Annotated in this window: 20 protein-coding genes; 5 read left to right on the top strand and 15 right to left on the bottom strand. The window is 60.7% G+C overall.

Annotated features, from left to right (window positions below):
* Positions 1-108 precede the first annotated feature (108 nt).
* Positions 109-573 (bottom strand): PA2169 family four-helix-bundle protein, encoded by a 465-nt coding sequence (locus M1D68_RS06290; protein ID WP_186709209.1) that lies wholly within the window; start codon positions 571-573, stop codon positions 109-111.
* 207 nt (positions 574-780) lie between these two features.
* Between M1D68_RS06290 and M1D68_RS06285 the strand changes: the two genes are divergently transcribed.
* Positions 781-1,017: a DUF3820 family protein gene (locus M1D68_RS06285; RefSeq protein ID WP_060738861.1), complete on the top strand. Its 237-nt coding sequence runs from the start codon at positions 781-783 to the stop codon at positions 1,015-1,017.
* A gap of 33 nt (positions 1,018-1,050) precedes the next feature.
* Complete coding sequence (locus tag M1D68_RS06280) at positions 1,051-2,238, top strand: aminotransferase class V-fold PLP-dependent enzyme (protein WP_420764404.1); 1,188 nt, start codon at positions 1,051-1,053, stop codon at positions 2,236-2,238.
* Positions 2,239-2,363: 125 nt separating this feature from the next.
* On the opposite strand, the gene M1D68_RS06275 is transcribed toward M1D68_RS06280, so the two are convergent.
* From M1D68_RS06275 to zwf, 3 genes are read right to left on the bottom strand one after another with little or no spacing between them, the layout of a single operon-like run.
* Positions 2,364-3,029: a bifunctional 4-hydroxy-2-oxoglutarate aldolase/2-dehydro-3-deoxy-phosphogluconate aldolase gene (locus M1D68_RS06275; protein ID WP_457969677.1), complete on the bottom strand. Its 666-nt coding sequence runs from the start codon at positions 3,027-3,029 to the stop codon at positions 2,364-2,366.
* A gap of 17 nt (positions 3,030-3,046) precedes the next feature.
* Positions 3,047-3,760, bottom strand: a complete 714-nt coding sequence (pgl, locus tag M1D68_RS06270; RefSeq protein WP_434609978.1) for a 6-phosphogluconolactonase — start codon at positions 3,758-3,760, stop codon at positions 3,047-3,049.
* Entirely contained in the window at positions 3,747-5,219 is a 1,473-nt protein-coding gene (gene zwf, locus M1D68_RS06265) for a glucose-6-phosphate dehydrogenase (protein WP_434562672.1), read from the bottom strand. The genes pgl and zwf overlap by 14 nt, the downstream gene beginning before the upstream one ends.
* A gap of 196 nt (positions 5,220-5,415) precedes the next feature.
* Here zwf and M1D68_RS06260 point away from each other — a divergent pair, with 196 nt between their 5' ends.
* Positions 5,416-6,276 carry a MurR/RpiR family transcriptional regulator gene (locus tag M1D68_RS06260; protein ID WP_181289374.1) on the top strand — a complete coding sequence of 287 codons (861 nt, stop codon included), beginning with the start codon at positions 5,416-5,418 and terminating at the stop codon, positions 6,274-6,276.
* Positions 6,277-6,416: 140 nt separating this feature from the next.
* Here M1D68_RS06260 and M1D68_RS06255 read toward each other — a convergent pair whose 3' ends face one another.
* The 11 genes from M1D68_RS06255 to edd all read right to left on the bottom strand — a co-directional run bounded on the left by M1D68_RS06255 (position 6,417) and on the right by edd (position 20,167).
* Positions 6,417-7,271 carry a D-hexose-6-phosphate mutarotase gene (locus tag M1D68_RS06255; RefSeq protein ID WP_457969674.1) on the bottom strand — a complete coding sequence of 285 codons (855 nt, stop codon included), beginning with the start codon at positions 7,269-7,271 and terminating at the stop codon, positions 6,417-6,419.
* Positions 7,272-7,556: 285 nt separating this feature from the next.
* Complete coding sequence (locus M1D68_RS06250) at positions 7,557-8,903, bottom strand: carbohydrate porin (RefSeq protein WP_420764400.1); 1,347 nt, start codon at positions 8,901-8,903, stop codon at positions 7,557-7,559.
* A gap of 130 nt (positions 8,904-9,033) precedes the next feature.
* Complete coding sequence (locus M1D68_RS06245; RefSeq protein ID WP_434609975.1) at positions 9,034-10,194, bottom strand: ABC transporter ATP-binding protein; 1,161 nt, start codon at positions 10,192-10,194, stop codon at positions 9,034-9,036.
* Between the two features lie 2 nt (positions 10,195-10,196).
* A complete protein-coding gene (locus M1D68_RS06240) occupies positions 10,197-11,036 on the bottom strand; it encodes a carbohydrate ABC transporter permease (protein WP_420764398.1) in 840 nt (279 codons plus the stop codon).
* The gene (locus M1D68_RS06235; RefSeq protein WP_030139360.1) at positions 11,029-11,937 is read right to left on the bottom strand and encodes a carbohydrate ABC transporter permease; all 909 of its coding nucleotides are present in this window, start codon (positions 11,935-11,937) and stop codon (positions 11,029-11,031) included. The genes M1D68_RS06240 and M1D68_RS06235 overlap by 8 nt, the downstream gene beginning before the upstream one ends.
* A gap of 140 nt (positions 11,938-12,077) precedes the next feature.
* Positions 12,078-13,379: an ABC transporter substrate-binding protein gene (locus M1D68_RS06230; protein ID WP_420764397.1), complete on the bottom strand. Its 1,302-nt coding sequence runs from the start codon at positions 13,377-13,379 to the stop codon at positions 12,078-12,080.
* 116 nt (positions 13,380-13,495) lie between these two features.
* Positions 13,496-14,755 carry a D-mannose isomerase gene (locus tag M1D68_RS06225; RefSeq protein WP_457969671.1) on the bottom strand — a complete coding sequence of 420 codons (1,260 nt, stop codon included), beginning with the start codon at positions 14,753-14,755 and terminating at the stop codon, positions 13,496-13,498.
* A gap of 255 nt (positions 14,756-15,010) precedes the next feature.
* On the bottom strand, positions 15,011-16,480 hold the full coding sequence (locus M1D68_RS06220) for an ATP-binding protein (protein WP_420764395.1): 1,470 nt from the start codon (positions 16,478-16,480) through the stop codon (positions 15,011-15,013).
* On the bottom strand, positions 16,470-17,201 hold the full coding sequence (locus M1D68_RS06215; protein ID WP_420764394.1) for a response regulator: 732 nt from the start codon (positions 17,199-17,201) through the stop codon (positions 16,470-16,472). Before M1D68_RS06215 ends, M1D68_RS06220 begins: the two co-directional genes overlap by 11 nt.
* A 183-nt stretch (positions 17,202-17,384) precedes the next feature.
* Positions 17,385-18,344: a glucokinase gene (locus M1D68_RS06210; RefSeq protein ID WP_420764393.1), complete on the bottom strand. Its 960-nt coding sequence runs from the start codon at positions 18,342-18,344 to the stop codon at positions 17,385-17,387.
* The gene (edd, locus tag M1D68_RS06205) at positions 18,341-20,167 is read right to left on the bottom strand and encodes a phosphogluconate dehydratase (RefSeq protein WP_457969668.1); all 1,827 of its coding nucleotides are present in this window, start codon (positions 20,165-20,167) and stop codon (positions 18,341-18,343) included. Before edd ends, M1D68_RS06210 begins: the two co-directional genes overlap by 4 nt.
* Before the next feature lie 230 nt (positions 20,168-20,397).
* Here edd and gap point away from each other — a divergent pair, with 230 nt between their 5' ends.
* Entirely contained in the window at positions 20,398-21,399 is a 1,002-nt protein-coding gene (gap, locus tag M1D68_RS06200) for a type I glyceraldehyde-3-phosphate dehydrogenase (protein ID WP_039593774.1), read from the top strand.
* 201 nt (positions 21,400-21,600) lie between these two features.
* Positions 21,601-22,113: an RNA polymerase sigma factor gene (locus M1D68_RS06195; protein WP_457969665.1), complete on the top strand. Its 513-nt coding sequence runs from the start codon at positions 21,601-21,603 to the stop codon at positions 22,111-22,113.
* Positions 22,114-22,159: the final 46 nt, after the last annotated feature.

The following is a 22,159-nucleotide window of genomic DNA, read 5'->3' as shown; positions in this document are numbered from 1 at the left end:
GTTCTGACAAACACTCTTGCGAATTGGTGCCGAAAAAGTCTTACTGCCCCAGATCGCTCCCATAAAAAAACGCCAGGCAAGCTGGCGTTTTTTCTTCACACGCGGATGTTAGCTGGCGCGTGCCTGGTTGCGCAGAGCCTTGACCTGGTCATGGTTGCGTTGCACGCCGTGGTACTGACGCTCCACGAGGTCACGAATGCCCACCAGGTTGTGTTTGTTGATCTTCTCGATGGCTTCCTTATAAGCCTTCAGCGCATGGTCTTCGCCGCGCTCGGCTTCGTTCAGCACAGCCTCTTCGTCCTTGCCGGTGAACATGGATTTTACGTCGACCCAACGGCGGTGCAGGTCACCGGCAACGCTGGTAGAAGTCTCCGGATCGCCACCCAGGGAACGCACGGCGGCTTGCAGCTCAGCCGCAGCGGTGGCGCAATCGGCGGCGCGCTTGACGAACAGCGCCTTGAGCTCAGGGTGCTTGATGTCTTCAGCGCAGGTCTTGAATCCTTCCTGGCCATCCTTGCTGGTCTCGATCAGGTCATTCAAGACAGAGATGGATTCTTTGTTGATGTCAGTCATTTTTCAGTTCCTTTGCTTGGTGAATAAAAACCTGCAAGGGATATTGCATCGGCCATGCCAGCCTTCAGCTCAACTTAAAATCCATTTAAATCAATATGTTATGAACAAATGAGAAATCTGTATCCGCGTTATTTGCATGATCTGTCATTTGGCCTGCATGCAGAATGCCTGTATTTTGCCTAGGACTTTCAACAAGACAGCCGCCCTATGAATCCAGAAAAGCTTGAGCTGCTGGTCACCCGCCAGATGCCCTTCGGCAAATACAAGGGCAGAATTCTTGCCGACCTGCCAGGCCAATACCTGAATTGGTTCGCGCGGGAGGGCTTCCCCCACGGCGAATTGGGCGGGTTGCTGGCATTGATGCAGGAAATCGACCACAACGGTCTGTCTGACCTCCTGGATCCGCTGCGGGCTAAACATGGCTTGCCCAAACCTCGCCATTGACCCCTGCCATTGACTGACTGACTGAGCTCTGCGATGCCCGAAAATACGCTGCGTGCCCACGACGAAGCCTTCTGGGAAACCTTTGTCGGTCGTTACGATGTCGACGTCAATGGTCCGCTCAACCTGGAAAACGGCTACTTTGGCCGGATGTCCCGTACGGTGGTCGCGGAGTACCAACGCAATATCGACTGGGTGAACCGCGGCAATTCGGTCTATGTGCGCCAACAGTTCGACCTGGAGCATTGCGAAGTGATTCGCCGAGAGGTGGCGCAGCTCATCCACGCCCCAGCGTCCACCGTGGCGTTGGCCACCAACGCGGTTGACGCCTTGCAGACGCTGATCCGCAATTACAACCAGCTAAAGCCTGGCGACCAGGTTCTGATCAGCGACGTGGAGTACGAGTCGGTCAAAAGCGCGATGCGCTGGCTCGCCCGCCAGCGTGGCGCCGAGGTCATCGAGCTGGTCCATCCGCACCCCGCCAGTTTCGACAGCCTGGTGGGCACGTATCGAGAAGCCTTCATTCGTTATCCGCGCCTGAAGCTGATGGCGCTGACCTACGTTAACCACCTGACCGGCCTGGTGATGCCGGTCCAGGCGATAGCCGAGACGGCACGGGAGTTCGACGTCGATATCATTCTCGACGGCGCCCACGCCCTGGGGCAGATCGATTTCAATCTCAATAAGCTCGGCATTCAATTTGCCGGGTTCAACTTGCAGAAATGGCTCGGCGGCCCTCTGGCCCTGGGCTTTCTCTATATCGCTCCACACCGGCTGGCCGACATCGACCCGGACATGGACGAAGGCCACTACCCCACCACCGATATACGCTCGCGCACGCCCCACAGCACGCCCAACATCCCGGCCCTGCTGACGCTGCCTCTGGTATTCGAAGAGCACCGTGCCCTGGGCGGAGCACCGGCCAAGGGTGCTCGGCTCTGTTATCTACGGGACCTGTGGGTGAGCGCGGTGCGCGATGTGCCCGGCATCGAGGTCATGACCCCAGACGACCGGCGCCTCTATTGCGGTATCACGTCCATGCGATTCACCAACCAGCCTGATCAACAGGTGATGGCCGACCGACTGCTCAAGGAATATGGGATCTTTACCGTGGTGCGCAAGACCAGCGTCGGCCTCTGCATCCGCATTACGCCGGGGTTGATTACCTTGGCGCGGGATATGGAGCGGTTGACTGCGGCACTGATCAACCTGAACAGTACGTAACCCGTGGCGAGGGCGCTTGGTCCCTGGCCACGGGGATCTGCAGCCAAAAAACAGGCAAAAAAAACGGTGCGCCGACCAAGCGCACCGTAAAGCCGTAGAACACACAACGAAGTTCGGTAGGACGATCAGTCCAGCAGCGCCAATGCCTCGGCGGTGCATTCCTGGATGCGGGCCCAGTCGCCGTTCTTGATCCACTCCGGATTGAGCATCCAGCTCCCGCCTACGCACATCACGTTTTTCAACGCCATGTAGCTTTTGATATTGGCCGGGCTCACGCCGCCGGTCGGACAGAATTTCACTTCGCCGAACGGCCCGCCCAACGCCTTGATGGCAGCAACGCCACCGCTGACTTCCGCCGGGAACAACTTGAAGCGGCGATAGCCCAGGCCATAACCTTCCATGATGCCCGAGGCATTGCTGATTCCCGGCAGCAACGGAATCGGACTCTGGACGCTGGCTTCCAACAGATCCCGAGTGATACCCGGCGTCACGATGAATTGCGAACCGGCAGCCTCGGCGGCGGCCAGCATGTGGCGATCGAGCACCGTGCCGGCACCGGTCACCAGCTCTGGGCGCTGCTCGCGAAGGACCTGAATGGCCTTGAGCCCGTATTGCGAGCGCAAGGTCACTTCCAGTGCCGTCAGGCCACCGGCGGCCAGGGCATCGGCCAGCGGCAGGATGTCTTGTTCACGCGCGATGGTAATCACCGGCAGGATCCGCGCCTTGGCGCAGAGGCTGTCGATCAGCGTCACTTTGTCCGCCATGGAAACGGTCGGGGATGGGTTTGTCATAGCGGCTGATCCTTGGTTCATGGGCACCAGTAAATCTCTAACGTAGGTTGCAGAAATGCGCGGATCGGCATCTCGGCGACATCGTCACCAGACACCGCGGCATTCAGGGTGGTCAGTTTCGATTGACCGGAAATAGACAGCACTTTGTGCCTGGCCGACGCCAGCAAGGCGCGGCTCATGGTCAGGCGTTGGTGTGGGACCGTCGGCGCGAGCATCGGCCAGCAGCGGCGAGCACCATTCTTATCCAGGGCCTCGGCCAGATTCGGGCTGTCGGGAAACAGCGACGCGGTATGCCCGTCATCGCCCATGCCCAGTATCAGCACGTCGATCGGCGGCAGCTCGGCGAGCAGGCGATCCGCCTGCTCGGCGGCGGCTTCCAGATTGGCGCTGGCGCTGTAGAGGCTCAGGAACTGGGCCTTGGCCGCAGCCCCTTGAAGCAGATAACGCTTGAGCAGGCCGGCGTTGCTGTCGGCATGTTCAACCGGCACCCAGCGCTCATCGGCCAGGCTCACCACCACGTTCGACCAGTCCAGCGCCTGCTTGGCCAGATGCTGGAAAAACGCCACCGGGCTACGACCGCCGGACACCACCAAGGTCGCCGCGCCTTTGGCATCGATCGCGGCGCGCAATTGCTCCGCCACGTTCACCGCCAATTTTTCCGCCAGCACCACTGGGCTCTTGAACTCCAGGGCAGTGACACCCTGGGGCAGTTTCAATTCAGATATCGCCATACCATGACCTCCCATCCCGCGTGATCAGTGCAATGGAGCTCATCGGCCCCCATGACCCAGCGGCATAAGGCTTGGGCGCATCGCCAGACTTCTTCCAGCCGGCGATCAACTGGTCACACCACGTCCACGCGGCTTCGATTTCATCTTTACGAACAAACAGGTTTTGATTGCCGTTCATGACTTCCAGCAACAACCGCTCGTAGGCATCGGGAATCCGTGCGCTGCGGTAGGTGTCGGAAAAGTTGAGTTGCAGCGGACCGCTGCGCAACTGCATGCCCTTGTCCAGGCCCTGCTCCTTGGTCATTACCCGCAAGGAAATCCCTTCGTCCGGTTGCAGGCGGATGATCAGTTTGTTGCTGATCTGCAAGCGCTGCTCGGGGGCGAAGATGTAGTGGGACGGTTCCTTGAAGTGAATCACGATCTGCGACAGCTTCTGCGGCATGCGCTTGCCGGTGCGCAGGTAGAACGGCACCCCGGCCCAGCGCCAGTTGCGGATATCGGCGCGCAGGGCAACGAAGGTCTCGGTGTCGCTCTGGGTATTGGAATTCGGCTCTTCGAGGTAGCCGGGCACCGCCTTGCCTTCGCTGTGGCCGGCGATGTACTGGCCACGCACCACCTGGGTGGTCAGGCCTTCCGGACTGATCGGCGCCAAGGCCTTGAGCACCTTGACCTTCTCGTCACGGATGCTGTCGGCGGAAAGGTCCGCCGGAGGGTCCATGGCGATCAGGCACAACAGCTGCAGCAGGTGGTTCTGGATCATGTCCCGCAGTTGGCCGGCCTTGTCGAAATAGCCCCAGCGCCCTTCGATCCCGACCTTCTCGGCCACGGTAATTTCCACGTGGGAGATGTAATTCTGGTTCCACTGGGTTTCGAACAGGCTGTTGGCGAACCGCAGCGCGATCAGGTTCTGTACCGTTTCCTTGCCCAGATAATGGTCGATGCGGTAAGTGCGGTTCTCCGGAAAGAACTGCGCCACGGCGTCGTTCACCTTGCGCGACGATTCGAGGTCCGAACCGATGGGCTTTTCCAGCACCACACGGGTGTTTTCGCTGAGGCCGACTTTCGCCAGGTTCTCGCAAATCGCGCCGTAGACCGCCGCCGGCGTGGCGAAATAGGCAATGACTTGTTGCTGCGTCAGCCCGACCTGCTCGGCAAGCGCGACGTAATCGTCCGCCTTGAGAAAATCCACGTGCAGGTACGTCAGCCGCGCCAGGAAGCGTTCGATCACGGATTCGTCGAGGTCTTTATCACCGACGTAACGCCGCAGCTCGGTGGTGATGAACGCCAGATGCTGTTGTTCGCTGCCCGGTTCACGGGCCAGCGCCAGGATCCGCGTGTCTTCGTGCAACAAGCCGGCGCCATCGAGCTGGTAAAGGGCAGGAAACAGCTTGCGTAGCGCCAGGTCGCCCAACGCGCCGAACAAGGCAAAAGTACACGGTTCAACCGTAATCGAATGCATGATGTTTGTTCTTTTATCAAGTTAAGCTACAAATACCTTTTTTCAAGGCATCACTCAAGGAAAAATGTAGTAATAACTACAACATTTTCCGAAAATACCGATTCCGAGTGGTGGTCCGTCGGAGCCATCAGTAGGATAGGCCACCGCAAAGGGTCGTATCAAAGACCCGTCTCTCTAGGAATCCTGTATGGACCGCGTGCGAAATCTACTGGAGCAGATCCAGAGTCGCCTGGAAGACCTGAACAAGGCCGAACGCAAGGTGGCCGAGGTGATCCTGCTCAACCCACAGCAGGCTACCCGCTTCAGCATTGCCGCCCTCGCCCAGGCGGCCTCGGTCAGCGAACCGACCGTCAACCGCTTTTGCCGCTCGTTCGGCGTGAGCGGTTACCCGGAACTCAAGCTGCAACTGGCCCAAAGCCTGGCCAGCGGCGCGGCTTATGTCAGCCGCGCAGTGGAAGCCGACGACAACCCTGAAGCCTACACCCAGAAAATCTTTGGCAGCGCCATTGCCTCATTGGACAGTGCGTGCCAGGCCCTTGATCCAAATTTGATCAGCCGCGCGGTCGACCTGCTGATCCAGGCCCGGCAGATCCACTTCTTCGGCCTCGGCGCCTCGGCTCCGGTGGCGCTGGATGCCCAGCACAAGTTTTTCCGGTTCAACCTGGCAGTGACCGCCCACGCCGACGTGCTGATGCAACGCATGATCGCCTCGGTGGCCCATACCGGTGAGTTGTTCGTGATCATTTCCTACACCGGTCGTACCCGCGAACTGGTGGAAGTCGCGCGTATCGCCCGGGAAAACGGCGCATCGGTACTCGGCCTGACCGCCGAAGGCTCGCCACTGGCCAAGGCCAGCACCTTGAGCCTCAATATTCCGCTGCCCGAAGACACCGATATCTACATGCCGATGACTTCGCGGATCATCCAGCTCACCGTACTGGACGTGCTCGCCACCGGCATGACCCTGCGCCGCGGGGTGGACTTCCAGCCGCACCTGCGCAAAATCAAGGAAAGCCTCAATGCCAGCCGGTATCCGGTTGGGGATGAGTTCAACTGATTCGGTCCGGAACTTTTGGTGCCTGATAGGTCGTCATCGCGAGCAAGCTCGCTCCCACGGGGGTTTTGTGAACGCCAGAGAACCAGTGTGGGAGCGAGCTTGCTCGCGATGACGGCAGCCGCCACACCGTAGATCCAGAGCTAAACCCCCGCCCGCGCCTGCAAACTCAAATGCGCCCGCTCCCCGGGCGCCAGGCTCAGGCTGTCGGTGCCGCCACTGGCCGCTTCGACGCAAACGAACTCGTTGACCTCATCCCAGCTCACGCCCAGCAACGGCCGTGTACCGGGATGCCACACCACCGTGTCGGCGCTTTCACCGGTGTCGATGCACAATTCCCGCTGCCAGGCGTGATCTTTGAGCTGCAACTCTCCTTCATGCTGGAACACTCGCTGACAGCCGCCCTCGACCCGCAACTCGCCTTCCTGCCGGCAAACCGCACGGTTCAACTGGTCGTAACCTTGCGCGCCTTCGAGTCCAGACAGCGCTACCTCACCAACGTCACCAATGCGCCAATAGGCATGCAAGGCCTGGCTCAATTGGCAAGGCAGGCTGTCTTGATGCTCGGTGCTCAAGCGCAATTCCATGCGGTCGCCCAAGTCGGCATGCAGGTCCACTTGCCAGTCGCACAGCTGCAATTGCCAATGCAGATGCACGCCATCGTCATCGCTGGCGCTGTCGAGCAACTTCCAATCGATCAGCCGCGCCCAACCATGAGACGGCCAGGCATTTTCACTCGGATGGCGGCCATACCAAGGCCAACACACCGGTACCCCGCCGCGTATCGCGCCGACCTGGGGCCACTTGGCCGCGCACCACAGCCAAGGTTTCTGGCCTCGCGGCTGGAAGTGCAACAACTGCGCACCCTGGCGACTGAAAACCGCTTGGCACAACGGATGGTCAATAACCAAGACGTCGCGCTGCTGATAGCGCTCCCACGCAAACACCGGACGCTCGCGCAAGGATCTGAAAAAGCGTTGTAGCGGATGCTCATGCATGGGCTGTCGTCCTGGGAATCACTGAACTCTCAATTGATGCGACAGTTTTGGTGGCGAGGGGATTTATCCCCGCTGGGGTGCGGAGCAGCCCCAAAACAGGTTGCAGATAATCTGCCTGACGCACCGAGTTGGCCAGCTGAGGACTGCTCCGCAGCCCAGCGGGGATAAATCCCCTCGCCACAGGTTCGGCCCCTAACCAAACAATTGATCGCTCCGCAAAAAAAAGCGGACAGCCTTGGCCGTCCGCAAATATGCGCACATAGAGGAGAGCTTATCGCAACAGCGTCAGAACACCGACTGGATTTTCAGGCCGGCCACCAGCGCGTTGTCCACCTCGTCAACACCGCCCGGGTGAGTGACGTATTGCAGGTTCGGACGCACGGTCAGCCAGTTGGTGACGTGGAAGCCGTAGTTGATTTCGTAGTTGTACTCGGTGCTGCGCAACGGCGAAAACAGCGGATCGTCGTAATCGGTCACGCCATTGGCTACGTTGGTCAGATCGGCGTTCTTCTTCACGTCTTCGTTGACATGGATACGGGCGAAGCCGATACCCACGTCATCCTTTGGACGCGCATCGAATGGGCCCTTGTACACGAACATCAGCGACTGGTAGTTGTCGACGATGTTGGTGTCCTTGTCGTGGAAGGTGGCGTTGGCCGCGATGTTCAAGCCGCGCGAAGCGTCACCATTGTGGGTGGTGAGCTGCTGTTGCATGACGAACCAGTAGCCGTCCTTGCTGCTGTGGCTGCGATAGGCGCTGCCGGTGGTTGCGGCGTCGTTGCCGTTGTCGTCCTCACGGACGTCATCGGCCTTGGCCGTGCTCTTGTAGTAACCGACACGGTATTCGCCAGGCAGGTTGTTGAGCTTGGGCGACCAGACCAACTCGACGGGAATCAGCGTACCCTCGGTCCCGCTGCCGCTGAGCTTGTAACGGTTGTTGTTTTCCAGTTGCGAAGGGTTCTGGTTGTACGCACCGATTTGCGCGTAGAGCTCAGGGGTGATGTTGTACTTGAACCGAATCGCTGCCTGCATGATTGGCCAGTTGTACCAGATGCCGGTGGCCCAGTTACCCGCTTGGGAACCGCAGAAGGCCAGGTTCTGGAAGTCGCAAGGGAAAGTGTTGAAATCCTCGCCCACGCCGTAGTAACCGGCCTTGACGTCCAGCTTGCTGTCAAAGTACTTCTGCTTGATCCACAACTGCGTCAGACGCGTGGTTTGGCCGCGACCCCAGACTTCCTGGGACGAACTGAGCGTGCCGGCACGCGGGTCACCGATACGGTCGTTGGAAATGTTGCGACCATCCCGGCGAGTGAACTGGATCTTGGCTTCGGTATCGTTCCAGCCCGCCAGTTTTTCCAGGTCGAGCGCGACACCCAGGCCAAACTGCTGGGACCAACGCGCAGTCTTGTCATCGTTGTAGCCGCCGTGGAGGTTGGCACCCATCTCACCGACGAAATCGGCCTTGATGTCGATACCCTGCTCGATCAGCTTGGTCCGTTCACCGCCCCAGTCGCCCGTCATCCACTGCGAATCGGCGCTGAACGCGTCGGCAGCGTGTGCGCTACCGGCCAGCATCATCGCCGCAACGGCTGACAACTGGCAGATAAGCTGGGCATTGTTCTTCTTCTTCATCCCTACATCCTCGTCTTTATTGTTATTAACTGTTTTTATCTAACGCGGTTTACAACGATTGCGACGGATGTCCCCACCCGTCGCATACTCCTTCCTGTGGGAGCGGGCTTGCTCCCGCCACACTTGTTCATCACCGGCCTTTGAACTGCGCCACGTTGGCAGGTCGGTCTTCGGCCTGCGGCTGCGCAGCCACGCCCAGGCGTTCGCCGGACTTGGCGTCGAACAGCAGCACTTTCGCTGGGTCGAATTGCAACGTCAGGGTCTCTCCCGGCTGCGGCGCCACGTCTGGCGCCAGGCGGCAGCAGACCTTGGTGTCGTTGAGATTGACGAACACCAGGGTGTCTGGCCCGGTGGGTTCGGTGACCTGCACTTCGGCGCGAATGGTTGGCATGCCGTTCGGCTCGTTGCCGGCCAGCACGATCTGCTCCGGGCGCAAGCCAAGGATCACTTCGCGATCTTCCAGGCCGGCGTCCTGCATGCCCAGCGGCAACTCGCAACGGGCCTGTCCGCTGTCGAGCAAGGCCAGCAGGCGGCCGTCCTTGCGTTGCAGGCGCAGCGGGATGAAGTTCATTGGCGGCGAACCGATGAAGCTCGCCACGAACAGGTTCGCCGGGTTGTTGTAGATGTCCTTCGGCGTGCCGAACTGTTGGATGATCCCGTCCTTCATCACCGCCACTTTGTCGCCCAGGGTCATGGCTTCGATCTGGTCGTGGGTGACGTAGACCGTGGTGGTCTTCAGTCGCTGGTGCATCAGTTTCATTTCGGTGCGCATCTCGACCCGCAGCTTGGCGTCGAGGTTGGACAACGGTTCGTCGAACAGGTAGATCTTAGGCCGCCGCGCCAGGGCCCGGCCCATCGCAACGCGCTGTTGCTGGCCACCGGAGAGCTGGCCAGGCTTGCGGTTTAGCAGGTGCTCGATCTGCAACAGCTTGGCGACCCGCGCCACTTCTTCGTTGATGTCCGCCTGTTTCATCTTGCGAATCTTCAGGCCGAACTCGATGTTCTCGCGCACGCTCATGGTCGGGTACAGCGCGTAGGACTGGAACACCATGGCGATGTCGCGATCCTTCGGGCTCATGCCGCTGACATCCTGATCGCCGATCATGATCGCGCCGCCGGTGATGGTCTCGAGGCCGGCGATGCAATTCATCAGGGTCGATTTGCCGCAGCCCGAAGGACCGACCAGGATCAGGAATTCGCCTTCTTTGATCGACAGCTGGATGTCTTTCAAGGTGTCGGGCAGGCCCGCGCCGTAGGTCTTGTTTACATTGCGAAGTTCAAGCGTAGCCATGATTACCCCTTGACCGCGCCAGCCGTGAGGCCGCGCACGAAATACTTGCCTGCGATCACATAGACCAGCAGGGTCGGCAGCCCGGCGATCATCGCCGCCGCCATGTCCACGTTATATTCCTTGGCCCCGGTGCTGGTGTTGACCAGGTTGTTCAGCGCCACCGTGATGGGCTGGGAGTCACCGCTGGAGAACACCACGCCGAACAGGAAGTCATTCCAGATCTGCGTGAACTGCCAGATAAGGCAGACCATGATGATCGGCGTCGACATCGGCAGGATGATCCGCCGGAATATCGTGAAGAACCCGGCGCCATCGAGGCGCGCCGCCTTCACCAGCGCGTCGGGAATACTCACGTAGTAGTTACGGAAGAACAGCGTGGTGAACGCCAGGCCGTAGACGACGTGGACAAACACCAGGCCAGTGGTGGTGCTTGCCAGGCCCATCTTGCCGAGGGTGAACGAGGCCGGCAGCAGCACGGTCTGGAACGGCAGGAAGCAACCGAACAGCAGCAGGCCGAAGAACAACTGCGAGCCACGGAAGCGCCACATCGACAGCACATAACCGTTCAGTGCACCGATGGCCGTGGAAATCAGTACGGCCGGCACGGTGATCTTGATCGAGTTCCAGAAGTAACCGTTGACCGTCGCCCAGGCCTTGACCCAGCCGATGCCGCTGACCACGGTCGGCCAGCTCAACAGGTTGCCGGTGCTGATGTCTTCCGGCGTCTTGAAGCTGGTCAACAGCATGACCACCAACGGCACCAGGTAAAGCAGTACCGCAACAATCAGCACCGCATAGATCGCGATGCGGCTGATGGAAGGTTTCGCAGCGAGACTAGTCATGACGCTTGGCCCTCAGCTCGGAATACAAGTAAGGCACGATGATCGCGAGGATCGCACCGAGCATCAGGATTGCACTGGCCGAGCCCATGCCCATCTGACCGCGACTGAAGGTGAACGAATACATGAACATGGCAGGCAGGTCGGAGGAGTAGCCCGGACCACCGGCCGTCATGGCCGCCACCAAGTCGAAGCTCTTGATCGCAATGTGCGCCAGGATCATCACGGCGCTGAAGAACACTGGGCGCAGGCTCGGCAGTACGACTTTCCAGTAGATGCGCGGCATGCTCGCGCCATCGATCTGCGCGGCGCGGATGATCGACTGGTCCACGCCTCGCAGGCCGGCCAGGAACATCGCCATGATGAAGCCCGAGGCCTGCCAAACGGCAGCGATCACCAGGCAATACACCACGCGATCGGGGTCGATCAGCCAGTCCAGGCGGAAGCCTTCCCAACCCCAGTCACGCAACAATTTGTCCAGGCCCATGCCCGGGTTGAGCAGCCACTTCCAAGCGGTACCGGTGACGATCATCGAGAGCGCCATTGGGTACAGGTAAATGGTGCGGATGAAACCTTCGCGGCGAATACGTTGGTCGAGAAACACCGCCAGCAGCACGCCGATGACCAGGGTGATGCCGATGAACATCCCGCCGAACACCGCGAGGTTCTTGCTGGCCACCCACCAGCGGTCGTTGTCCCACAGCCGCGCATACTGAGCCAGGCCCGCCCATTTATAGGTAGGCAGGAAAGTCGACGTCGTGAACGACAGGACGAACGTCCACAGGATGTAGCCATAAAAGCCCACCAGGACGATGAACATGCTCGGCGCCAGCACCAGTTTTGGTAGCCAGCGCTGCAATGCATCGAAAGGCGAGGCCTTGCTGAACACAGCAACAGAACTCATGGGGAAATCCAGTACCAGGAAAAACTACAAGTTTGTTCCTTGTGGGAGCGAGCCTGCTCGCGATGGCGTCGTATCAGCTCATGCACTGCTGCCTGACACTATGCTTTCGCGAGCAGGCTCGCTTCCACAGGGGTTAGCGGTTACTTCGCAGACTGAACCGCTGCGCCAAGTTTCTTGGCGGCGTCGGCCGGATCGGCTTTCGGGTCGTTGATGTAGTTGGTCACGACGTCAAAGAACGCGCCTTGCACGGCCAGCGTGGTCGCCATGTTGTGCGCCATGCTCGGTTGCAGGCCGCCATTCTTGGCGTCCGCCAGGAAGTCCTTGGCGGCGGTCTGGGCGCAGGAATCGAAACCGTACTTGCCCATGTCGGCCAGCATGTCGTTGCGCACCGGGATCGAACCCTTGTTGATGCTGAAGACTTTCTGGAAGTTCTCACCCAGCACGACCTTGGCGATGTCCTGCTGGCCCGCCGCAGTGCCTGCATCCTTCTGCTTGAACACCGCCAGGGAGTCGATGTTGTAGGTGAAGGCCTTCTCGGTACCCGGGAACGCTACGCACTCGTAGTCCTTGCCGGCGACTTTCTTCGCGGCAGTCCACTCGCTCTTGGCCCAGTCACCCATGATCTGCATGCCGGCCTTGCCATTGATGACCTTGGCCGCTTCCAGGTTCCAGTCCTGGCCCTTGCCATCGGCGTCCATGTAGGTCGCGACTTTCTTCAGCTCGGTCAGCGCCTTGACCATTTCCGGGCCGGTCAACGCTTTGTTGTCCAGGTCGACCAGTGCTTTCTTGTAGCCATCAGCGCCCATGACCGAGAGCACCACCGCTTCGAACACGGTGCTGTCCTGCCAAGGCTGGCCACCGTGGGCCAGGGGGATGAAGCCCGCGGCCTTGAGCTTGTCGCCGGCGGCGTAGAATTCTTCGAGGGTGGTTGGATTCTTGGTGATACCGGCTTTCTTGAAGACTTCCGGGTTGATCCACAGCCAGTTGACGCGGTGGATGTTCACCGGCACGGCGACGTAGTCACCTTCGTACTTCACGGTATCGGAGACTTTCTTGTCGAGCAGGCTGTCCCACTTTTCTGCCTTGGAAACGTCCTTGAGGACGTCGGTGTCGAGCAGGCCGGTGGTCGCCCATTCCTGGATGTCCGGGCCTTTGATCTGGGCAACGCCCGGTGGGTTGCCGGCCACGGCGCGGCTCTTGAGCACGGTCATGGCGGTAGAACCGCCACCGCCAGCGACGGCGCCGTCCTTCCAGGTAAAACCGTCTTTTTCTACTTGAGCCTTGAGCACATCGACCGCGGCTTTTTCACCGCCCGACGTCCACCAGTGGACGACTTCCACGGAACCTTTCGATTCGGCGGCCAGGGCGCTGACAGGGAATGCTGCGACGGGAAGCAAGGAAGCAAGAGAAATGACAGTAGCGAGGCGAGAAATCGCATTCATCTAGAAGTACCTTTCTTGTTGTTATGCATGCAAGTCTGGTGCTTGCGCTGCATGGATTCTAATCAGGGGTTATCCCTTCGCAGGTAACGAAGGGACGTGGATATGTCACGACATGGTTACACAGGTGCAGGATCGGACAACCGCGCCAAGGCTGACGCCATGCTCGGGGCCAACGGCAGACGAGGGATCAACACCGCTTGCCAGGCATGATAAAGGTCCGGCTTGCCCGGCCAGATGTCGGCGCTGGGGCGGTTCTGCGGGTCGAGCTCGTGATGCCAGCTGCCGTTGCAGCGATCGATGAAATGTTTGTCACAAAATTCCCAGAAGCGCCGGTACCACGCTTCGTATCGAGCCTCGTCGGTACGTTTGAGCAAGGCACTGGCCGCCGCTGCCGCTTCGGCATGCACCCAGTGCAGGCGATGGCGAACCACGGCGCGATTGTCCCAGTCCAGCGTGTAAACGATGCCCGGGGCACCGTCGACGTTCCAGCCATGGCGGCAGTTCTGGTCGAACAGTTTCTGAGCGTCCTGGGCCAGCCAGCCCGGCGTCAGCATGCCGATCTGCACGCGTGCGGCCTCGAGGTGCAACAACAGCCGCGCCCATTCGAAACCATGGCCAGGGGTGGTGCCGTAGGGACGAAACCCATCGGCCGGGTTGTCGTGGTTGTACTCGCGCAGCGGCTGCCAGTCGCGGTCGAAATGCTCGACGACCATGTAGTCGTTGGCGGCCGCGTGACCATGGATCACCCGCTCGACGATACGCAACGCGCGAGCCAGCCAGCGCGGATCGTCCGTGGCATCGGCGAGGGCGAGGAAGGCTTCGGTGCCGTGCATGTTGCTGTTGGCGCCGCGATAGGCCTCTTCTTCTGACCAGTCGCGGTTGAAGGATTCACGCAGGGCACCCTCTTCCTCGCACCAGAAATGTTCGTCGATGACCCGCACCGCCTCCTTGAGCAGAGCCTCGGCGTCAGGGCGCTGGGCCACGACCGCAGAGCTGGCTGCCAGGGCAACGAAAGCATGCAGATAAGCGGCTTTTCCAGCCTCGTTTTCAGCCGGATCGGTCTTGGCGAACCAACCGCCATGCTCGGCATCGCGCAGCGGCCCCATGAGCGCCTGTACGCCATGGTCAACCAGCTCGGCGAACCCCGGCAGGCCTTGGATGTGGGCCATGGCGAAGCTGTGGGTCATGCGCGCGGTATTCATGGTTTCGGCCCGGGCATCGGCCGGCAGGCGGCCCAATTCGTCCAGGTTGCCAAAGCCGTCCGGCAGCTTCGAGGCCTTGGCGAACGTCAGCAGACGCAAGCCTTCTGCGGCAAGCCATTGCTGGTGGACGGGCGCATTCAGCCAACTGCTGAACGCCGGTTGGAAGGTGTCCATCGAGATACCTTTTTTGTTGTTTTGACGCAGGGAGTCTAAACAAGGGAGGGTTGACGGCAGGTAACGAAAGGGGCGAGTTATGTCACCGAGTTGTGACATTGGCATGGATATGTGTTGAAGCGATGGGCGCCTTCGTCGGAACGCCGCCCGGAGCAGGCTCGCTCCCACATTGGACCTCATTGACGCGCATATCCTGTTTGACGCAGATCCCCTGTGGTAGCGAGCCTGCTCGCGACGGACGATAACGCGGTCTAATCAATCCACGCTGCGAGGCAACTGCAACGTCACCCGCAACCCACCCTCGCGCAGGTTCTGCAAACTCACCTCACCGCCATGGCTGTGGGCAATGTTGCGTGCGATACCCAGCCCCAGGCCGTACCCCTGCTGCTGCCCGGCCAGGCGAAAGTGCGGCTCGAAGACTTGTTCGAGGCGTTGCTCCGGTACGCCCGGGCCTTCGTCATCGACATGCAGGATGAACGCCGACTCATCATCATCGATGTGCAAATGGGCTCTCTGGCCGTATTTCAAGGCGTTGTCGATCAGGTTGCCGATGCACCGCTTGAGGGCCAGCGGCTTGCCGGGATACGGCGCCAGCGCCCGGCCATCCTGGGTCACTCGGCCGTTGCCGTTGGGCGCCAGATAAGGCTCTACCAGGCAATCCAGCACATGGTTGAGGTCCACCGGCTCGATGTTTTCGTGGATGTCGGTGTCCTTCACACATTGCAGCGCCCCCTTGACCAACAGCTCCAGCTCATCCAGGTCTCGGCCGAACTTGGCTTGCAGGTTTTCATCCTCCAGCAGCTCGACCCGCAACCGCAGCCGGGTAATCGGCGTGCGCAGATCGTGGGAGATGGCGCTGAACAACTGGCTGCGCTCGGTCAAATAGCGGCTGATGCGCTCGCGCATGGCATTGAAAGCCCGGCCCACCTCCACCACTTCGCTGCCGCCACCCTCGGCCACCGGTTCCACTTCGGCACCGAGGGACATGTCCCGCGCCGCTCGGGCCAGGCGTTTCAATGGTCGGCTCTGCCAATGCACCAACAAGCCGATGAACAACAGCAACAGGCTGCTGGTGAGCACGATGAAGCCCACCTGCTGCTTGGGCAGATCCTGCTCTTCGAGGCTGGTATAGGGTTCGGGCAGCAGCGAGGCGATGTAAAGCCATTCACCCGGCGCCATCTGGATTTGCGTGACCAGGACCGGCGGATTCACCGGCTCAAGCGTCAAGGCGTAATGGGCCCATGATCGCGGCAGCTCGTCGAGCTTGAGCCCGCCGTTGAAAATCCGCAGGTCTTCAGGGCTGACGAATTTGACCGAGATGTCGGCGCTGCTGCCCAGGGAGCGCCGCAGCACGTCATCCACGGCCTGGAGCACCGCCAGCTTTCGCGGCGTCACGGGCAGCACGTCCATGCCCAGCGGCTTGTCGTTGAGGGTGACGACAAAGCGTGTGCCGCCCATGCTGCGCAACTGGTCCAGCACCAGGGGCCGGTACGCCACCGGCAGCGAGCGCAGATAACTGACAGTGGCGGTCATCGAATGGGCAAGGCTGCGCGCGCTGGTGACCAGGCCTTCAAGCTGGGTGGCGCGCAATTGGGAGACCCAGATCAGACTGGACAGCGTCTGGGCGAACAGCACCACCAGTAGCGTCAGCAGCAGCATCCGCCCCAGCAACGAGCGTGGCACGGGCACCCGGCGCACGACTTTCCTGATCGCTTCAGTGACCATTGCTGGCAACCACACTGGCCGCCAGTTGATAACCACTGCCGCGCACCGTGCGGATCAACCGCGGCGGCTTTTCCGTGTCGCGCAGGCGCTGGCGCAGGCGACTGACCGCCATGTCGACGATTCGGTCCAAGGGCATCAGTTCGCGCCCACGCGTAGCGTTGCCGATGGTGTCACGGTCGAGGATCTCCTGAGGGTGGTCGAGGAACAACTTGAGCAGGGCAAAATCAGCGCCGGAGAGAATCACCTCTTCACCGTCGGCGTGGAACAGCCGATGGCTGACCATGTCCAGCCGCCACTCGTCAAAGGCCAGCACGTCGCCGCCCGTCCGCTCCTGGCCGAACTGCGCCCGGCGCAGCAGCGCCTTGATGCGCGCCTGCAATTCACGCGGGCTGAACGGCTTGCCCAGGTAATCATCGGCACCCAATTCCAGGCCAATGACCCGGTCGGCTTCGTCGGAGCTGGCGGTGAGCATGATGATCGGCACATGGGCCTGGCGTGGATGTTCGCGAACCCAGCGGCACAGGCTGAAACCGTCCTCATCGGGCAGCATCACATCGAGGATCACCAGGTCGCTTGGCGCCTCGTTCAAGGCCTGGCGAAACCCGGCGCCATCAGGCGTGGTGCGCACCTGGAAACCCGCACGGCTGAGGTAAGTGTCCAGCAGTTCGCGAATCTCCTGGTCATCGTCGACCAACAAAATCGATTTGTTCACTGCACTCACGGGGCCTCGTCCTTGTTGTGTGGATTGGGGGCGATTATGCCTGATGGCCGGGTTTTACAAACACTCCAGAGCCCCTTGTGGGAGCGAGCTTGCTCGCGATAGCGGTGTATCAGTCAATCTCAATGGCGACTGACACTCCATCATCGCGAGCAAGCTCGCTCCCACAGGGGCGAGTTTCCAATTTCAAATCGTGGAGGATTGCTCCAACGCCACGCCCGCGCCCATCAGGCCGGAGTATGGCGCCGTCACCAGCCAGACCGGAATACCCTTGAAATAATCGCTCATGCAGCCCTTGTCGGCGAAGGATTTGGCGAAACCGCTTTCGACGAAGAAATCGGCAAACCGCGGGACCACGCCGCCAACGATGTACACGCCGCCACGCCCGCCCACCGTGAGTACGTTGTTGCCGGCCACGCGGCCCAGCCACCGGCAGAACTGCTCGAGCACTTCCAGGGCGATAGGGTCGCCGGCCAGCCCGGCGGCGGTGATCGACTCGGGGGTATCGAGCACCGGGTCATGACCGTCCACCGCGCAAATCGCCCGGTAGACACGGGGCAGGCCGCTGCCGCTCAGGGCGGTTTCGGCGCTGACGTGGCCGATCTCGTTGTAGATGTGCTGCCAGAGCTGGGTCTCGCGCGGACTGCTCATCGGCAGGTCGACATGGCCGCCCTCCCCTGGCAACGCCGCAAAACGGCCCTCGCCCAAGTCCAGCAGCGTACCGACGCCCAGCCCGGTGCCCGGGCCGATCACCACCGCCGGGCGCATCGGCTCCGGCGTGCCCTGGCAGACAACCCGGTACTCATCCGGACGCAAGCAGGTCATGCCCAGGGCCATGGCGGAGAAGTCGTTGACCAGCAACAGTTTCTCCACCTGCAACCTCTGGCAGAACGCCAGGTTGCTCAGGCGCCAGTGATTGTTGGTAAAACGAAACTCATCGCCGCTCACGGGGCCGGCCACCGACAGGCACACCGAACCGATGGCGCCCGGTTTCATTCCCATGCCATTCAAGTAAACCTCGATGGCATCTTCCGGGCAGGCGTAATCCGCTGTCGCCAGCACCTGGATATTCTCCAGGTTGTGGTTCTTCCACAGGGCGAAACGCGCGTTGGTCCCACCGATGTCACCGACCAAAGCCAGTTTCAATTAAGCGTCTCCAGGGCAGAAGTGAAGGCGCTGGCGCCCTGCTCTGCCGAGCTGAAGGCCATGCGCATGAAACCGAACAGCTCGCGACCAGTGCCGATGTTGTTGCCCAACAGGCCCTTGGCCGGTTCGCGCGCGGCGAATTCCTCGGCGTCGACCTTCAACTCCAAGGTGCCTTTGACGCCATCGACGCGGATGATATCGCCCTCCTGCACCCGCGCCAACGCGCCGCCGACATAAGCTTCAGGGCTGACATGAATGGCCGCCGGGATTTTCCCGGATGCCCCGGACATGCGTCCATCAGTGACCAGCGCCACCTTGAAGCCACGGTCCTGCAGCACGCCGAGGAACGGCGTCATCTTGTGCAGCTCCGGCATGCCGTTGGAGCGCGGGCCCTGGAAGCGCATCACCGCGACAAAATCCTTCTCCAGCAGACCCGCCTTGAACGCATCCGCCAGGTCCTGCTGATCCTGGAAGACCATGGCCGGCGCTTCGACGATCTGGTTTTCCAAGGCCACGGCCGAAACCTTCATGACCCCACGCCCGAGATTGCCTTCCATCACCCGCAACCCGCCTTCTGAGGAGAAAGCACGGGCCACCGGACGCAGGATGGTTTCGTCGAGGCTTTCGGTCGGGCCGTCGCGCCAGACCAGCTCGCCATCCTCCAGGAACGGCTCCTGGGTGTAGCGACTCAGGCCATGGCCGAGCACGGTGTTGACGTTTTCGTGGAGCAGGCCTGCTTCCAGCAATTCGCGGATCAGGAAGGACATACCGCCCGCCGCCTGGAAGTGGTTGATATCGGCCTTGCCGTTCGGGTAGACGTGGCTGAGGGTCGGCACCACTTCGGAGAGGTCGGCCATGTCCTGCCAGGTCAGCTGGATGCCCGCCGCCATGGCGATGGCCGGCATGTGCAGGGTGTGGTTGGTGGAACCGCCGGTGGCGTGCAGTGCAACGATGGAGTTGACCAGTGAGCGTTCGTCGACGATTTCGCCGATGGGCATGAAGTTGCCGCTCTGCTTGGTCAGGCGCGTCACCTGGAACGCGGCCTCACGGGTCAACGCATCGCGCAGCGGCGTGTTCGGGTTGACGAACGAAGCGCCCGGCAAATGCAGGCCCATCACTTCCATCAGCAACTGATTGGTGTTGGCGGTGCCGTAGAACGTGCAGGTGCCCGGGCTGTGGTAGGACTTCATTTCCGATTCCAGCAGCTCTTCGCGGCTGGCCTTGCCCTCGGCGTAGCGCTGGCGTACGTCGGCTTTTTCCTTGTTGGAAATGCCCGAGACCATCGGCCCGCCGGGCACGAAGATCGTCGGCAGATGACCGAAGCGCAGCGCGCCCATCATCAGGCCAGGGACGATTTTGTCGCAGATGCCGAGCATCAGCGCGCCGTCGAACATGTTGTGGGACAACGCCACCGCCGTGGACAGTGCGATCACTTCACGGCTCGGCAAGCTCAGTTCCATCCCCGCCTCACCCTGGGTCACGCCGTCGCACATGGCGGGCGTGCCGCCGGCGAACTGGCCAACCGAGCCGATCTCGCGCAGGGCTTTCTTGATTTGTTCTGGAAATGTTTCGTAGGGCTGGTGGGCCGAGAGCATGTCGTTGTAGGACGACACGATGGCGATGTTGGCGGCGTTCATCATCCGCAGGTGGTGCTTGTCTTCAGTGCCGCAACCGGCCACGCCATGGGCGAAGTTGGCGCACTGCAGCTTGCCGCGCATCGGCCCGTCGCTGGCTGCACCGCGGATCAGTGCAAGGTAAGCCTCGCGCGTAGCGCGACTGCGGGCGATAAGCCGTTCGGTGACCTCAAGTACGCGGGGATGCATGTGTAGAACTCCAGGCTAGCGGGTGTGGCGACCTGATTGTCTATGCTGGTTAAAAGCCCGTTGCACACCCGGTGAAAGACAAGGCGACAAACGGTTTTTGACCAATCGGACCAGTTGATTCAGGTCACTCGTTGTAGATAAAACAAAATATTGCCACTAAAAAGGCTTGTTTTCTATTTTTATGCGAATAATCTTGTAATTCCAACAACAAATCGATGGCGGCGCAGTTAATGACTCTTCGAATCGCAATCAATGGTTTTGGCCGCATCGGCCGCAACGTCCTCCGCGCACTGTATACCCAAGGCTATCGTCGCGACCTGCAGATCGTCGCCATCAACGACCTGGGCGACAGTGCGATCAACGCTCATCTGCTCAAGTTCGACACCGTGCATGGCACTTTCGATGCCGACGTGCAGCACGATCACGAAAGCCTGACGGTCAATGGCGACCGCATTTCGGTCAGTGCCATCCGCAACCCAGCCGAGCTGCCCTGGGCCGCCGAAAAGATCGATGTGGTGTTTGAATGCACCGGTCTGTTTACCGACCGCGCCAAGGCTGCCGCCCACATCAGTGCCGGCGCTCGCAAAGTGATTATCTCGGCCCCGGCCAAGGGCGCCGATGCCACTGTGGTGTACGGCGTCAACCATGACATCTTGCGCCAGTCCCACCAGATCATTTCCAACGCGTCGTGCACCACCAACTGTTTGGCCCCGGTGGCCCAGGTGCTGCACCGCGAGCTCGGCATCGAAAGCGGCCTGATGACCACCATCCATGCCTACACCAACGACCAGAACCTGACCGACGTCTATCACAGCGACCCGTACCGCGCCCGCTCGGCCACCCAGAACATGATCCCGAGCAAGACCGGCGCCGCCGAAGCCGTGGGCCTGGTGCTGCCGGAACTGGCGGGCAAGTTGACCGGCATGGCCGTGCGCGTGCCGGTGATCAACGTCTCCCTGGTGGACCTCACCGTGCAACTCAAGCGCGAAGCGTCGGCCGATGAAGTCAACGCACTGCTCAAGCAGGCCAGCCAGCACTCCAAGATCCTCGGCTACAACACCCTGCCGTTGGTCTCCAGCGATTTCAACCACAACCCGTTGTCGTCGATCTTCGATGCCAACCACACCAAAGCCAGCGGCAAGCTGCTCAAGGTGCTGGCCTGGTATGACAACGAATGGGGCTTCTCCAACCGCATGCTGGATAACTGCCTGGCGTTGTGTAACGCGGAGTAACTGCCCAGCAGCAGGAAGCTTTTCTGTGAGAGCGAGCTTGCTCGCGATAGCGTCCGGTCAGCCTGGATCATAGGGTGATTGGACCACCGCTATCGCTGGCGAACTCACTCCCACAGGGTTTCAACACTCATGAAATGAAGGCTTGACCATCGACGCAGATGATAAGCATTATCATCTACTCGAACCGGATCGGGCCCTATCGTGAGTCAATCGCGTTTTCACCACATTTTTCTCGCCCAGCGTACCCCGCTGCTGCGCACCCTCGAGCGGATGGTCAACAACCCGAGCACCGCCGAAGACTTGCTGCAGGAAACCTACCTGCGTGTCACCCGCGCCTTGAGCGAACGCACCGTCGATCATCTCGAACCCTTTGTTTTCCAGACCGCCCGCAATCTGGCGCTGGATCATCTGCGCGCGCGGCGGATCCAGTCGCGGGCCCTGGTCGACGACGTGCCGCTGGACATCGTGAACAACGTCGTCGCCCCTCAAAGCAGCGCCGAAGATGCCGCCCACGCCGCGCAAATGCTCGAACGCCTCAACGTCAGCCTGCAATCCCTCAGCCCCCGTCAACAGCGGATCTTCATTCTCAGCCGGCTGCATGGCCACAGCTACCAGGACATCGCGCAACGATTAGGCGTGTCCCTGAGCACGGTGCAAAAAGAACTGAAACTGATCATGGCCATCTGCGTGGGCGTGGCCGAACGCAACCCGTGAATACAAGCGGCAAGCCACAAGCTTCGAGCCGCAAGCGGGATATGGG

It is taken from the genome of Pseudomonas sp. R4-84 (assembly GCF_054130985.1).
The sequence above is the reverse complement of the archived record's forward strand: the minus strand, read 5'-3'. Positions and strand labels throughout refer to the sequence as shown.